This is a genomic window from Thalassovita mangrovi, from assembly GCF_009857745.1.
GTDB lineage: Bacteria > Pseudomonadota > Alphaproteobacteria > Rhodobacterales > Rhodobacteraceae > Thalassobius > Thalassobius mangrovi.
On record NZ_WWEN01000006.1, the window covers coordinates 202,257 to 217,014 of the forward strand.

General features: G+C 56.9%; 12 protein-coding genes. 8 read left to right on the top strand and 4 right to left on the bottom strand.

Annotation, left to right across the window (positions count from 1 at the left end):
• Together cbiQ and GR167_RS14935 are read left to right on the top strand one after the other, a co-directional pair.
• Window positions 1-783 (top strand): cobalt ECF transporter T component CbiQ, encoded by a 783-nt coding sequence (cbiQ, locus tag GR167_RS14930; RefSeq protein ID WP_160974500.1) that lies wholly within the window; start codon window positions 1-3, stop codon window positions 781-783.
• Window positions 780-1,430 (top strand): energy-coupling factor ABC transporter ATP-binding protein, encoded by a 651-nt coding sequence (locus tag GR167_RS14935; protein ID WP_160974501.1) that lies wholly within the window; start codon window positions 780-782, stop codon window positions 1,428-1,430. Before cbiQ ends, GR167_RS14935 begins: the two co-directional genes overlap by 4 nt.
• Before the next feature lie 188 nt (window positions 1,431-1,618).
• Here GR167_RS14935 and GR167_RS14940 read toward each other — a convergent pair whose 3' ends face one another.
• Window positions 1,619-2,968, bottom strand: a complete 1,350-nt coding sequence (locus GR167_RS14940; RefSeq protein ID WP_160974502.1) for a CoA transferase — start codon at window positions 2,966-2,968, stop codon at window positions 1,619-1,621.
• A gap of 307 nt (window positions 2,969-3,275) precedes the next feature.
• Between GR167_RS14940 and GR167_RS20420 the strand changes: the two genes are divergently transcribed.
• The gene (locus GR167_RS20420) at window positions 3,276-3,719 is read left to right on the top strand and encodes a TauD/TfdA family dioxygenase (protein ID WP_370741323.1); all 444 of its coding nucleotides are present in this window, start codon (window positions 3,276-3,278) and stop codon (window positions 3,717-3,719) included.
• Entirely contained in the window at window positions 3,658-4,119 is a 462-nt protein-coding gene (locus GR167_RS14950; RefSeq protein ID WP_160974504.1) for a LysR substrate-binding domain-containing protein, read from the top strand. Before GR167_RS20420 ends, GR167_RS14950 begins: the two co-directional genes overlap by 62 nt.
• 516 nt (window positions 4,120-4,635) lie before the next feature.
• Here GR167_RS14950 and GR167_RS14955 read toward each other — a convergent pair.
• The 3 genes from GR167_RS14955 to GR167_RS14965 are packed head-to-tail and all read right to left on the bottom strand — an operon-like array spanning window position 4,636 to window position 8,602.
• Window positions 4,636-5,625 (bottom strand): ATP-binding protein, encoded by a 990-nt coding sequence (locus GR167_RS14955; RefSeq protein WP_160974505.1) that lies wholly within the window; start codon window positions 5,623-5,625, stop codon window positions 4,636-4,638.
• Window positions 5,622-7,865 carry a TnsB C-terminal domain-containing protein gene (locus tag GR167_RS14960; RefSeq protein ID WP_160974506.1) on the bottom strand — a complete coding sequence of 748 codons (2,244 nt, stop codon included), beginning with the start codon at window positions 7,863-7,865 and terminating at the stop codon, window positions 5,622-5,624. Before GR167_RS14960 ends, GR167_RS14955 begins: the two co-directional genes overlap by 4 nt.
• Window positions 7,862-8,602, bottom strand: a complete 741-nt coding sequence (locus GR167_RS14965; RefSeq protein WP_160974507.1) for a hypothetical protein — start codon at window positions 8,600-8,602, stop codon at window positions 7,862-7,864. Before GR167_RS14965 ends, GR167_RS14960 begins: the two co-directional genes overlap by 4 nt.
• Before the next feature lie 930 nt (window positions 8,603-9,532).
• Between GR167_RS14965 and GR167_RS14970 the strand changes: the two genes are divergently transcribed.
• From GR167_RS14970 to GR167_RS14985, 4 genes are all read left to right on the top strand, one after another.
• The gene (locus GR167_RS14970; RefSeq protein ID WP_160974508.1) at window positions 9,533-10,216 is read left to right on the top strand and encodes a hypothetical protein; all 684 of its coding nucleotides are present in this window, start codon (window positions 9,533-9,535) and stop codon (window positions 10,214-10,216) included.
• A 399-nt stretch (window positions 10,217-10,615) separates the two neighbouring features.
• Window positions 10,616-11,350 (top strand): hypothetical protein, encoded by a 735-nt coding sequence (locus tag GR167_RS14975; RefSeq protein ID WP_160974509.1) that lies wholly within the window; start codon window positions 10,616-10,618, stop codon window positions 11,348-11,350.
• A gap of 122 nt (window positions 11,351-11,472) precedes the next feature.
• Window positions 11,473-13,662 (top strand): calcium-binding protein, encoded by a 2,190-nt coding sequence (locus GR167_RS14980; RefSeq protein ID WP_235915982.1) that lies wholly within the window; start codon window positions 11,473-11,475, stop codon window positions 13,660-13,662.
• Window positions 13,663-13,922: 260 nt separating this feature from the next.
• Entirely contained in the window at window positions 13,923-14,555 is a 633-nt protein-coding gene (locus GR167_RS14985) for a tyrosine-type recombinase/integrase (protein ID WP_160974510.1), read from the top strand.
• The last annotated feature ends 203 nt before the right edge of the window (window positions 14,556-14,758 follow it).

The following is a 14,758-nucleotide window of genomic DNA, read 5'->3' on the forward strand; positions in this document are numbered from 1 at the left end:
TTGGGCCACGCGCTGTCGCATGGGGAAAAGACCCTGTCGGAAACCGGGGCGGACCGGGGCACCGGGCCGCTGACCGCGATCGACCCGCGGCTGCGGATCGTCGCGGCCTGCCTGTTCGGGGTGACCGTGGTGGCGCTGTCGTCGCTGCCGGCGCTGATCCTGGCGCTTGCCCTGTCGCTGGGCCTGCTGCAGCTGTCGCGCCTGCCGGTGCGGCAAACCCTGCGGCGCATGGCGATGATGGACGGGTTCATCTTCTTCATGCTGGCGCTGCTGCCCTTCACCGTGCCCGGCGACGCGATCTTCACCCTCTGGGGAATGACCGCGAGCTGGCAGGGGCTTCTGAACGCCATCGAGATCGGGCTGACCGCCAATGCGGTGATCCTGGCACTGATGACGCTGGTCGGCACGCTGGAACCGGTGACCCTGGGCCATGCGCTACACCGGCTGCGCTGCCCCGAAACCTTGGTGCACCTGCTGCTGTTCACCATCCGCTATATCGAGGTGCTGCGCGAAGAATACCTGCGGCTGCGCGCCGCGATGAAAGTGCGCGGCTTTCGCCCCGGCACCAACTGGCACACCTATCGCAGCTTCGGTTACCTGGTCGGCATGATGCTGGTGCGGGCCATCGAACGGTCCGAACGCATTCTCGACGCGATGAAATGCCGGGGCTTTTCGGGCCGGATCGTGCTGTTGCAGGATTTCGCGCTGGCACGGCGGGATTATGTTTTCGCGGCCCTGTTCGCCGGGCTGACCCTTGCCCTGATCATGGTGGACCTCACATGACCCTGATCGCGCTGAGCGATATCCATTTCGCCTATCCCGGCCAGGTGCCGATCCTGCAGGGCGCTTCGCTGCGGCTCGATCCCGGGCAGCGGCTGTCGCTGATCGGGCCGAACGGATCGGGGAAATCGACGCTGCTGCGGATGATCCTGGGGCTGCAACGCCCCGATCGCGGCACCATCACCGTGTTCGGGACCGAGCGCCGGGACGAGGCCGATTTCCACCCGGTGCGCCGCCGCGTCGGGCTGGTTTTCCAGGATGCCGACGATCAGCTGTTTTGCCCCACCGTGGCCGAGGACGTGGCCTTCGGCCCGCTCAATCTCGGCAAGAGCCGCCACGAAGCGCTGGAGATCGTCGACCGGGTACTGGGCGATCTCGACCTGATGCATCTGCGCGACCGGATCACCCACAAGCTGTCGGGCGGGGAAAAGCGGCTGGTCACGCTGGCGACGGTGCTGGCGATGCAGCCCGAGGTGCTGCTTCTGGACGAGCCTACCAATGCGCTCGACACCAAGAACGAGGCGCGGCTGCTGGAGATCCTGAACGCCCTGCCCCAGGCGATCCTGCTGGTCAGCCACGCGCCGGAGTTCAGGGTGAAACTGGCGCCGGAAACGGTGCGGCTTGAAGACGGGCGGCTGTTGCGGGACTGACGGCAAGGGCGCGGGGGGCAACGGATCGCCGCCGGCCCCGCAGCCAATCGTTTCAGCGACAGCTTGTCGAAGACCGACCCCATGCGCGGGCTGAACAGCCGGTCATAGGTGCGCAGCACGTCACCGGAAAACCGGCCTTTGCGGGGGGGGGGCCTCAAGGGAGCGCCTTTGACCATGGCTATCATCCCTTACGGCCACTCCGCAGGGGATGACCGGAATGGCGCCGCTTGGCGCCGCCAAACGGGGCCGTTTCCTTCCAGGGATACCGGGAATGCAATGCGGCGCGCCGGTCCCCAATGGGTCATCTCCTCCTGCTCCTCCACGTCACCCTCATCCAATGGCGGCGCAGGCGGGTCTTGAAGCCCTGCCGAAACAAGAAGATGCGCAGTCCGCGCCAGGGACAGCCTGGCCGAACGCGCGCACCCGTCCAACTTCTGCATCCGCAAGGCATAAAGAACCGCTGCGGCCATGAGATATCCGGTCCCGTGGTCGAGCACCTGAATCGGCAACTGAACGGGCGTGTCGGCGCCTGTTCTTTCCATGCCCTCCTGGGCGAGCCCCGTGTTGACCTGCACAACGCTGTCGAAACCGCGCCGGCCACGCCACGGACCTGTCCAGCCATATGCGCTCAGGGATACGTCGATGATATCCGGATTGATCTCGCGGCGGCGGTCATTGCCATAGCCCAGCCGTTCAAGCGCCCCCGGCCGATAGCCGTGAACCAAAACATGAGCTTCGGATAAAAGGGTTTCGAATTGCTTGCGATCGCCGTCCCGGCGCAGATCAAGGCCTGCGCAGGCTTTGCCAAGCGTCACCTCCGGTTCAAGCCCGTCCTCTTGCCAATGGGGAGGGTCGATCCGCAGCACGCTGGCTCCGAACCCAGCAAGGAACCGCGTAGCAACCGGCCCGGCCAGAACGCGCGTCAGGTCGAGCACCCGCAGCCCTTCCAACGTCTTGTCGAAGTTGGGGAGCCGCGGAGCGCGACCGGGATGCACCTGCCAATGGATCAACGGTTCGGAGGCAACCGCGCGGCCCTGGGGATGCGCGGCCCAATCCTCAATCCCGATCATCGCGGCTGCGACACCACCGGCATCGACGACGGCTTTCTCAAGCTCGAAACGATCCCAATGTGCCACCGCCTGGGCCACGGCCTCCCGGTCGGCAACCGTTTTCAGCACGCGCAGGGTGCTGTCCAGGTGCTCGGGCACGTTCGTGTGCAGCCGGATCCAGCCGTCGCGCGCCCGATAGTTGCCGGCGACGGGATCCCATGAATCCGGCAACGTCCAGCCTTCGGCCTTCAGCGTCATGCCGCACCACAGCTCGGCTCGCCTGCGATTGACCGAAACCTGTTCGGCACCGACCAAGAGTGCCAGCTGTTGCGCGGCCGCCGACATCGCCGCATGCGCCAGGCCCGAAACATGCGCAACAGAACTCAGACAGAAGTCGCCCTCGAATTCAATTTTTGGACGAATCTCTTTACCGCCTCCAAGCGCTTCAAAAATCCTTTCCTCAAACCAAGCCTGGCAATCTGCAGCCATTGAATCACCCTTTGCATTCGCCTTTTTTATGATTAACTCCCCATTTTATAAGAGCTTCAAGCATAACGATAAATATCAATCTTTAATCGAAAAATATTGTTTGACTCACGCGATGGCAATTTACGATCAAATTCAACAATGAGCTCATCCATCCCAAAAAGACGACAACACAATCTATTATAGAATTCACAACACTTCCAAGAAGCCTTGAATGGATACGCAAATGACTGCCGATACAGGCCAGGTCTGGCGTGGCGAGGACATGATTTTGCGACAAGATTGGGTCCTGGATCTGGCTTCCGGCGCGATGCGAATCGAGGACAGCTACCCATGGATACGGGAAACTCCGCAACGCGCGGGGGTGGCTGTTTTGCGCAACCTTCCGATTGCAGACCCGAGCGAAGCCGCGGCCTCTCACCTTCTGGCCGAATTCGGCCTGTCCTTCGGCTGTCCCGTCTCCCAAAGCGATAAATTCGACTTTCTCGGCCATGTCACCGATCGCGGCAGCAACATTCGAAACCACGCGGCACGCGGGTACGAAAGTTCGGCGGAATTGCCCTTCCACAACGACCGGTGCGATCTTCTGGCCTTGCTCTGCATCCGCCAGGCGCCAATCGGGGGGGAAACCGACATGCTGGAAGTCGATCATCTCGGATTGTGTCGGCTTTGCCCGTACGCTTGGCCTGAAGGTGCGCTTCACCGTCGAAGACGCCAGCCGCACCGATCAGGACCGCCTTTGTGCCGCATATGACGCCGCAGTCGACGCCGGTGCCAACCGTTTGTGTTACGCAGACAGCGTACCCACGCAACTGTCCGACATTGAGGGATATCCGCTGATCGAGGATAAAATTCATCGCTATTGGGCGCGATACGCGCGTTCGATCAATCTCGAAATTGACCTCGCAAGATCAATCCTTTTCGATGACAGTGGCGTGATCGTCGAAGCATCCGCCAATGCGCAGGGCGTTGCTCTTGTACGCGCCTCTTTGGCTGTGTCAGCTTTGCGCAAGGGTAGGCTGATCAAGCTTTTCGATGCAAATCTACCTGGCAACATCGGCTACCATATCGTCACCCCGGAATCCCGCCGTTCGGACAGGGAAATCCAGCGGGTGAGCAAGTGGCTGCGGCGGGAGGCTTCGAAAACCGCATAGTTGCTGTATCTAGATCCGGATCGCCGCCAATGGTGCGAACCCGGGTGACACGAGGTGTAAGATCGAGATGGAGCCCCGAGCCTCGAACCCCAAATATATCGGCGCTCACACGGCAACATGGGCCGTGGGAGAGATAAGACGAAAAAAGGGAGAGCCGTAGCCCTCCCTCATGATCGAAATTTTCCTAGAAACACTCTGGAAACTGATAGCGCCCCCGCCCAAGAACCGTCTTTTGTCGTAAAGTCGGTGTATAGGGGGCGGACAACAGCGCCAGTCAGAGAAACCAAATGAATGCGCAAAATCAATGGCATTTGATTCGCGGCAAAGAATCCATATTAAATTTCAAAGACTTGCCGAAGAGGTTCCGTCGCGAGCAACCATAAACTTACGCAGAAACCAAAAACATGCGCAGCTCCAATACGTTAGCATTCGGGGCGCCCTGGACACCTGAGGCCTAAGCACGAAAAAACCCGCGCCGAAGCGCGGGTTTCTGACCAACTAGAATGTATTGTCGGCTTAGGAACCGATCTTGCTGCGGAAGAGCGTTTGGTTACGGAAAACTCGCTCGTACGCCTCATGTGTGAAGGGCGTTGCCAGCTCGTTCATCTTGGTTTTATTCACCCAAGCAGCCACGAAATCCTCAGGCGTCAGAAAGCCTCCCATCCGGCCGACGGCATGCGCAACTGCGTCCACGACGATGTCGATCACGATCCCCCAGCGAAAGCCTCCAGCCGTCGCAAGGCGATGCAGGAAATCCCCCGTCTGCAAACCAGGGTCGACTTCGAGCCCGGCACTCATTGCGTAGCTTCCTACAATCTCATGCAGGACAGTGTAGTCAGGTGCGAGCTGCCCCGGGGCACTACACAAATCGATCTCTGCGAAGGTGACCCTGCTGAGGAGGCGATCCAACTGTGGTTCTCTTTGGACATAGCTGTCCAGTTCGGGCACTCCGGAGAGGATCAGCATTAGCGGCCACTCGTGCGACTTCATGAGCGTCTTGAAAGCATCCAAGATCGCCAGGACTTCCTTGTCCGACTTGTCGCGCATGATGTGTTGCGCCTCGTCGTAGTGGATTCCGACGATCCCTTTCAGCTTGGCCTGCCTCACAACCAAGTCCCAGATCTCAAACTGGGTTTTTCGGGTCGTGTCCGAAAGCGGGTACCCAATCGCGTGGAGCGTTTTCTTACCCAGATCCTTCCAACTCCCCTTGGATGCGAGCAAGCACTCGGCGAAATCAGCGGGAACGCCGGAGGGCAGCGGCACCTCACATTCCTTGAACCGCTTTAACATGCCTTCGATTTCCGTACTCTTGCCGGAACCCGAAAGACCGGTGACAAGCATGCTCCGAGCCTCAAACCGCCGACCGGACTGCAGGCACCCAAGATGGCGACTAAAGACCAGCGCGAACGAAGTCTGCAACTCTTCTGCCCGCGCGAGCGGGTACTGCTGGCGTCCCAAGTCCTTGTTGAGATCGACGACCGACTGGTTAACGAAAGGATTGCTCATAGTTTGCTGTCCGTGATTGGTGGGAATTTCATGCTCTTGATGTCGACGGCGTCATCCGTCGGTTTCTGAGGTCGCCTACGGGGTGATGTCGTCGTTTCAACAGCCTGGTGGCTCCTGTTCGGTGGGACCGTAGAATTCGATGACTGCGTGCCTAGCGAACCGTCGATTTCCGGGGGCGTGACCGGCGCGGATTCAACAGGCACTCCGCGGCTCATAATAGAGCCGGGCGCGACCGTGGCGCCGGTATAGCTCGCTGGCCGCGTTTCGACCTGCAAAAGCTTTTCGGCACGCCGCTGCAGCTGAGCGAGCGTCTCATAGTTCGACGGGTCGCGGGAATCCTTGAAGAAGCCGGACTCCCGTGCCCTGCGGGCTCGGGCTTCTTCAAGGTGGGCACGATGCAGCTCTCGCAACGTCGGGTTGTCCTTCGTAGCCCGTTCCATGATCTCGATCGCTTCCTGAAGCGTCTGGTCCTTGAAGACCGTCATTCTCAGCTCCGCTTCAATGACTTCGTCATGACCTTCGGCCGTGATGAGAACCGTTCGGAGGTCGTCAGGGTCTAGATGGACGTTGACGCGTTTTGACTTCCCTCCTGCGAACCTCTGCAAAGCGGGAGAACTGAACGGAATGTTGTAGGCCTTGACGCCCTCGGACGTCGTACTGGCCTGGACCTTGGCGCCCAGCGCAAGAAACCTCTCGCGCAGCGACGGCGCTTCGATTGGGCCATAGCGCCTGATCGCTTCCTCGCGTTTCTGACGAGGCGTCGCGCCGAACATTCCGGTCCCGAGGTGTTCTTGGAATGGGTACTCGTCGATGAAGTACCGGCTAATCATCCCATAAAGAGCGTCATGACTGAGCTCAGCGGACGGTTTCGGATCATAGCCGGGAAGCTCTCCTGGAAAGCTCCCGGTGTAGCCGGGAAGGAAATTCAGGACCTGCCCCTGCATTGTCCCGAACAGGCGCTCGACATGAGGTTTGTCAGTCGCGTGATAGGCGCGACCAGTCATGACGGTCATGTCCATACCAAGCTGTGCGGCGTAGACACGTCCATTGCGCGTCGCGGTACCGTTGTCGGCCAGGGAAAGCCCCAATCGAATTGGCGGCGGCGGTTCATGCTTGCAGTCGTAGCGAACCTTTTCCTTTGTCTTGTCCCTAGTAGCCATACGCAGCAGTGCTAGGCTGTGATCCGCATCGGCTGTTTCCGAAATGACCCAGCCCAGTACCTCGCGCGTTGCGACATCGAGGATTGCGTGCATCCAGCATCGACGCACCTCGTTGTCCTCCAATTCCTCGCTGGCTGTTTCGGGATCGATGGCCCTGGCGCGCATGACACCACCACCATCAGTAAAGATCGAGAGGTAGACTTGGTCCCACTCAAACTTCTCTCCGAAACGGAGCGCACGCACGTCGGTGGAGCCTGCCCCTTTCGTGTTGGTCGTGTGCCGTCTTCCGTTGCGACCAAGGGCTACGGTCACTCCAGAGATAGCTTTTGCGTAAGCGCGAATGGTTGTGATTGACGGGAACCCAACTCCCTGGGCTTTTTCAGTTGGAGTCCGGTCAAACACGCCAATGGCCATGTTGACGAGCGGTGCGAGTGAGGGCTTTCGTTTGTCCATCCACGTGTTGAGAACGTAGTCGATGAACCGCTTCTGCCAGGGCAGCAGCCTCGGCTCCCGGCGTCCCTTCAGGTGATCGCGGTCTGCCAGAACGACCGCGTTCTGCTCAAAACGGTGGTAGGTTTCGTGATACCTGGCGAGGGTCCGGCCCTGCGGGACCGTGAAGCCAACCGCCAACTTGCCACCGCGGCGTGTCCTGAGAAAATTATGGCCCGGCGCAATCTCATCAGCCCTGACCAAGAGCGCGCGGCGCTGAGCGCCACAGTTGCTCATGTTCCTCTGTGTGAGCTTCACCCCTTCTGCACGCAGCTCGTCCATGGCCAGGACCAAAGCTAGACGCGCCCGAATAATCCGCTGCGTTTCCTCGGACAATTGCTCCATACACTCGAACCCGCCGGTGTAATCAAGCAGCGCCTTGCGCTTCTCTGCGTCCTTCGGTTGAATGACCTCGCAATCACGTGCGCGGATCGCGGCCTCGACACGCTCGAGAGACAGCGTGAAGCATTCACCGCTTTCCTGGCACTCGACGGCATAGCCGCTCTCCTCGCGCACTGTCACAAGCAAAGCGCGGCCATCCAGATGCAGGATGGATCCCTTGGGGATATTGAAGAGCGGCTGAAGGGTCATGAGTTCAGCATGACCCGGGACGGGTAGTCGATGACCCCGTGCATGTCGGTCCAGAGCACATTCCGACCGATGAGCCGCACCGCGGCCTGATACGCACGCCACTCCACCAGATCGCAATTCGCGATGAGGTCACTCAGATACCAGTAGTTGGTCGACCGCGCCGCGGTTTCCACTATGCGGTCTGCCTCGTCGTCGTCGACTTGGAGCAACTCCCAGATTCGGCGCAGGTTGTCACGGTAGGCGCGCGTGTAGTCGTCAACATTCACGACAACCGCTTCATCCGCGAATTCCTTCGGAATGCAGGAGAAGATGTCATCAATTTCATCCAGGGTCTCGGGCTTGGCGAGGCTCGCTCCGTTGCGGGCGAAAACCGCCCGACGGTATCCATCGTGGAAGGTCAGGCGCAGATCGAAATAGTGCCGCCGTTCCTTGCGGGACTTGCGACAATAGTAGGTGATGGGTGCGAGCTGCACTTCCAAGCCGAAGAGTTCCGGGCTCCGAAGAGCATCAAGGGCGATCGCGTACTCCCCCTCCCCGTCGAAGTGATAGACTTGCGGCACACCATTCGTCATCGGGGTCGCGATGACCATGGAAACGCGCTTGGCGGTATCGCTGCGGGTCATCGGGTTGCGTGCGCCAGCGAAAGGCCGAACGCCATGGATGGGATCCACGACCAGAGCAGGCAATTTCTTCTTGGTTTCCGGTTCCTCCGGCTCCCAATCTTCGTATTTCGACATACCGTCTCCGTTCCCGGAAACAGACCGCTTCCGGGGTATTCACTTCTCATTCCGGAGCACAGACCGCGCTTGCCTGGGCCGTTTTCGGCCTCTAACGTGGCAAGTGATAACCGGGCGATCTTTGCCCCAACTTTCAGACGCGCATCCTCGTGGTGCGCGTTTTCTTTTACGCTCTCAGCAGGTTTCGATCCGTCCGCTTTCGAGTAACGACAAGGTCAGCGAATCCGATGAAAATCCGAAGAGAAAAATCACCCGAGCCTTGGATACCATTCTCAAAAATGAGTCAAGCCATTGTAATTATGCGAAAAAATGACGAAATTTTCTTTTCAAAGAAGCCCTGAAAAGCTCCCCAGCTCCGAACCCACCGACAGAACAGGAATGTGCCGACGGGGTGACTCCGGAAATTCCGATCAGGTTGTTCAACAGGAACAAAATGGAAAAACTTCAGTTAGCGGGCTTTCCGCCCCCCGCATGACATCATGAGCCAGTAGTCTACTTGAAGAAAGCCGTCAGGATTATGCAAAGCCTGTTTCGCACATTGCCGTGAAAGGCAGCAGGTCAGACCGCCAAAATGGATCAAAGCCACTGTCGGCCCTTTGCTGCCTCTCACACCCGAGCTGCTCACTGCGGTGCGGCTTCACCGAAGCGGCCCTTTATGCGCTATGCAGCATCGGCACGGCAGTCAAAGACCGGTCAGCGGACTGGAGCTGACCTTGGCTACAGCGCTTCCAACGACCGTGGCCAGCCCGAAGCAGACCTAGTCAATCAGCGAAGAAGGACGGAAGCAGTGAGGCCCCACGGCACGAACCCAGGGTCGTTAATTAATATTGAGAATATCATGTCACTTAACCACCGCAACATTAACTCAACTTTTACTTGAATTGCGCAGCATTCCCATATCAGAGACATAGGTGTGCAATGAAAATTTCGTTGGAAACCACCCCGTTTTTAGAGCATGAAGTTGCGCTAGTATTGGGCCTCTCCATTGATGACGTAAGACGCTATCTTGACGATGGAGTTTGTAAACGCTCGGTGGAGCTCGTGACGGGTTTTGCCAACGTAGTTTGCTTTCCCAATTTTTATGACGTGGTCTGTCTAGGCGTTACACATTGCCTCATGCCTTCTAATCGGCTGGCGCAGCATCGAAGTGTGATCGGAGACGAAGTCGCCAATGCGCTGTTTTATTTCCTGGGCGACCAGGAAGTCCCCGACCCGCTTGGAACAGCATCTTGCCGCCAGTTCCGCAAATCTATGCTCGATTGGGAAGAAGCAGGCTTTCTAGAAGGCTATCCCCAACTGAATGAACATGAGCGAACGGTAGTGCTTAATAACGTGCTAAGGACATGCCTTCGCACGAGGAAACGCATTCTGCAGAACTATTTGACCAATTCGCAAGGCAATGATGTTTGCCGGCACAATGATTTCAGAGCTTCAGACCGCAATCGACAGGGCCATGGAAGTGAGGTCCTGCGTCCCGACACTCACCGGGCAACGGGTAGCGCAATTAAGACCAGGATCTCGCCCCCGAGCTTAGGGAGTTTTCCCTATGAGCGACCAACTTTGCATTGGTCCAAATCGTTTGCGAGTTCGCTCCAAACCCAGGCTGCAAGATAACAGAGGATACCTGAATATCGCTTTCTATCGTAGTATCGTACAGGTTCGGTCCGGTCCGATCACCGTCGATCAACTCTGCAGCCCGCGATCTACCCTAAGATCTTTGCTTTCAGGATTGGCGTCTCCCTCCCAGCACTGAGAGTTCGCGGCCATTGACCATATAGGATGATGTTAAAATTGTCCGTAATTTGGCCTTGGCAGCTTGCCGACAGTAAGGACGCCTTAACAGCAAATGGTTAGAACGAGCAGGCCCCTCAAACACCTGCGCGGCAGTACTGCTGGCGGAAGTCTCCACCGGCTAAAAAACGTCAACGTTGCTCGAGAACTTCATCAGATCATTTGAAGAAGAAAAACTCGACGCGGTGTGAACAGCTTCGATTACTCAGCAAGGAGTAGACCGTGTTTCAGTTGCTTGTGCTATTCGGCATCGGTCTTATTGGAGCTTTGGTTCTCGACCTGTTTTCCGACAACGAGGCTAACGATACGGTTGAGCGTGACGATCCCAATTTCGACACCGGGGACACGCCGAGCAACCCCGACCTTACACACCTTGAAGATGGAATTTTTATGGGCACTGAGGGCGATGACGATCTTTCAACAGCACCGGATGACCCGCAGTCGATGCTTACCACTTCGGTATCGCTTGACGATCAAGTGAATGATGAATCGGAAACCGTATCGGGACTTGAGGGGGATGACGAGATCGAAATCGGCAACAACGATCATGCTTCTGGCGGTCCGGGGTCGGATATGTTCGTCGTAAATTACAGCTTCGATAGCGGACTGGGCGCAGCGGTCATTGAAGACTTCGAACCGGATCATGAAACGATCGTGCTGCAAATCGGAGGCGCACCAAGCAATGCCTTACCCGACCATGAAACCTTCAATCTGACCGATGACATCGAAGTGGAAGAGAGCGAAGAAACGGGAACAACCATCCTGGTTGAGGGAGAAGCTGCTTGCGAGCTGCCTGAAGTGACCGGTTTGACCGTGGTCTGGACAGATAACGAGGTCTCCCCCAACCACATCATCGATTCCAATCGGACTTTCTTCAATCTCGACGGGAGCATGTTTACTGGCTCCCGTGACGATATCGATGTCGTTGTCTATCGCTTCTACAACTATTCGTCCTAGAACTCCGGCCTTAACCATTACCTACCAAACTAAAAATAATTCTAATTATTTCAAATAATTAGATTTAGACTTTCTTCAATTGAACCATGGCACGCTGAGACCTGGCAGTACGGCAGGTTCCCATGGTTGTTATTAACGCTTACTCCGTATCTTCGACGTCCTATACGCAGGATGTTTTTGGCGGCAACATTCTGGCCACCCGGGATACGCTTGGCGAGGGCAGTAGCTTTGAAAGCGTCGCAGAGCAGCTGAACATTACGAGTTTCCGCTATCCTGGCGGCTCGATCTCCGAGCATTATTTCGACATCACCAATCCGAATGCGACGTCTGCACCACATACCAATGGCGTGGATACTGTAAACCTGCTGGGCCTAGGCGAATTCTTTGGATTTCTAGAAGAAAACGGCTATCGCGCATCGCTAGTCATTCCGACGCGGACGTATCTATCTGAAGCAACGGATGCTCAGGGAAACCGATTTGCTGCCGTGGACGAGGAAGCGCTACGCGGGTTCATAAATGACGTTCTCGACGGCGTATATGGCCTAGTCTCTATAGATGCGTTCGAAATAGGAAATGAATATTGGAACAGCGGCGGAATGACCTCGCTTGAATATGGTCGAGTCGCCACTGAAATGTGCGCCATTATTCACGACGCGCTCGCAAATCATCCCAGCTATGAAGCTCTCTTCTCGACGCCCAGGGTGTTGGTGCAGATGGGGGCGGATTATGGCTATGCCGATCTCGAGACGCACTATGCTGATGTCGGAGACGGAGCAGCGCAACTGGCGGCCTTCAACGCCGACTATGGGTTTAGCTTCGGAGATGAGTACATCTACGGCTCAGGAAAGGTGAAGTGGTCACTTCTCGCCAACGAAATCATCATAAGGGAGTTCGAGAACAGCGCGTTGCTGGACAACGTCGATGGTGTTGTCGCCCATCTCTATTCGCGTGGCCCCGAATTACCAAGCAGCCGATATTTTTCTGTGAGAACCATCGACAATTCATGGGGAAATTACATTGATGATCTGTTTGTTCACATCACGGAGTGGAACCAGTCAGCCTCTACCAGGGCCCTGGACCACGAAGAAGATTTCGGGCTTCTTCAAGCACATGAGATGTTGAATATCTTGGAAGTGTTCGCCGACTATGAGGTCGGGTGCGCCCGTGTCTGGCCGCTTCAGCAAAACACAGCAAATGACCTGAGTGGAGATGTCGGCCAATCAGAACTGACGGTGCCGGGCCATATGTTTGCACTCATGTCGGAGCATTTACTCGGCACGCGTCCTATTCAGCTGATCCCAAACACAGGTCAGTCGGAAGACGAGGTCTCTGTGGATGGAGCTGACATCCATGCATTCTATGCTGTAGATCGATTGGTGATGTTTGTCGCCTCCACGAGTGAGAGCGGCACAGATCTGACGATGGACCTCGGGCAACTGATCACTGATGAGATAGAAGTGAGCGTAACCATCCTCGGGGTGGTGGATGGGCAAAATCCAACCGACACTTCATCGACCGCCGAATTGATCAGTGTTGATTCCGACCTCCTCTACCAAGATCAACGTCTCTTTTTGAACCTAGATTCCTATGAAATAGCTCTGATTGAGATTCGCGGCCCTAGCTACACCACCGAATTCAACAGCCTGGTGGCAGAAAATAATATCGTTGAGGATCGCACCCTGGAAGGTTCTGGCGGGAACGACAGCCTATATGGTGGGGATGGCCATGACACTCTGCTCGGAGGCGATGGCGATGATTTCATATTTGGCGGAGAAACTGACGCAGACGTTGCAGATGTAGCTTATGGCGGCCGCGGCGATGACAGCATTGACGGTGGTTATGGCAATGACGAACTGAGGGGTGATGATGGAGCCGACACCATTGTCGGCGGGTACGGTGCAGATACTATCATCGGAGGTGCTGGAGATGATGTACTGACCGGTCAGGCCTGGTCGGACTTGCTCGTAGGCGGCGACGGCAACGACTTTCTGAATGGCGGCTTCGGTTATGACCGTTTGCAAGGCGGCGAAGGCGCAGACTATTTTTTCCATTTAGGCGTGCGAGGACACGGCTCGGATTGGGTTCAGGATTACGACACAGCCGAAGGCGACGTGTTGGCCTATGGAGGCAATGCCTCCCTTGACCAGTTCCAGGTCAACTTCACCGAAACTGCCAATTCCGGTATCGCAGGAGTACAAGAGGCCTTCGTGATCTATCGGCCAACCGGACAAATTCTTTGGGCGCTCGTCGATGGAGCCGTGCTCGACGAGATCGATATTTTGATTAATGACGAAATCCACAATCTTTTGTAGTCGTTTGCCCGAGACTTTGCCAAGGTGTTTTGGATCTTCGCCCCTTTTCTGGTTCAACATTCTTATTGCCTGTCGAGTTTGGTTCAGTTGGGCTTTTCAAAGCCCACTTGCTGCGCAGTACTGCCATTTGTGAATTGTGCGGCATCCGTTAGTCCGGGCTCTTTCCAGACCTTCTCTGCAATGCCATTTTCGTGTGTTAGGCTGTGAAGCCAACATTGGGTTGGCGCTGTGGCGGGGCGCGGTGGATCGGAGGATCCATCATGCAAACACCAAACTTACCTGCCATTCGCGCACGCCGCCCTGCCTGGAACAAGGGCCGCATCGTCGGGCAGAAGCGTCCCCTGCTACCGAAACATGTCTGGGCGATCCGCGTCCGGCTTGAGATCGCTGAGAACCATCGTGACCTGGCGCTGTTCAACCTGGCCATCGATAGCAAACTCCGGGGCTGCGATCTGGTCCAACTGAAGGTGGCGGATGTTTTCGCTGCCGGACAGGTCAAGGAACGCACTTCGATCATTCAGAGCAAGACGCAGAAACCTGTTCGTTTCGAGATTACCGAGGGCACCCGGAAGTCGCTGCTCCGCTGGATGGACGAGCCGCTAATGGTCGGCTCGGAATATCTCTGGCCTGGCCGCTTCCACGAACGGCTCCATATTTCAACTCGCCAATACGCCCGGCTAGTCCGGGAGTGGGTGAAATCGATCGGTTTGGAACCAAGCGCCTATGGCGCCCATTCCATGCGACGGACAAAGGTGGCACAGATTTATCGCAAGACCGGAAACTTGCGAGCGGTTCAACTCCTGCTCGGTCATACCAAGATGGACAGCACCGTTAGGTATCTTGGTGTCGAATTAGAAGATGCGTTGGCGATCGCAGAGGCTGTCGAAATCTGAAGGCTGGGGCCGTCTTCAGGGACGGCCCATTGCCGACATTCACGGCGCCTCCGGATGCGGCGGCGCAGCTTCCCCGAACCTGCCGTTCGCCGCAAATGCATCACGCTGAAGCGCGCCGAGGTCCGCAGTGCTGGACAAATCAGTCGTTCGCTTTCGTACGACTGGTCAGAAACGGTCATTTTCGCCGGCGACAGAAACGTATG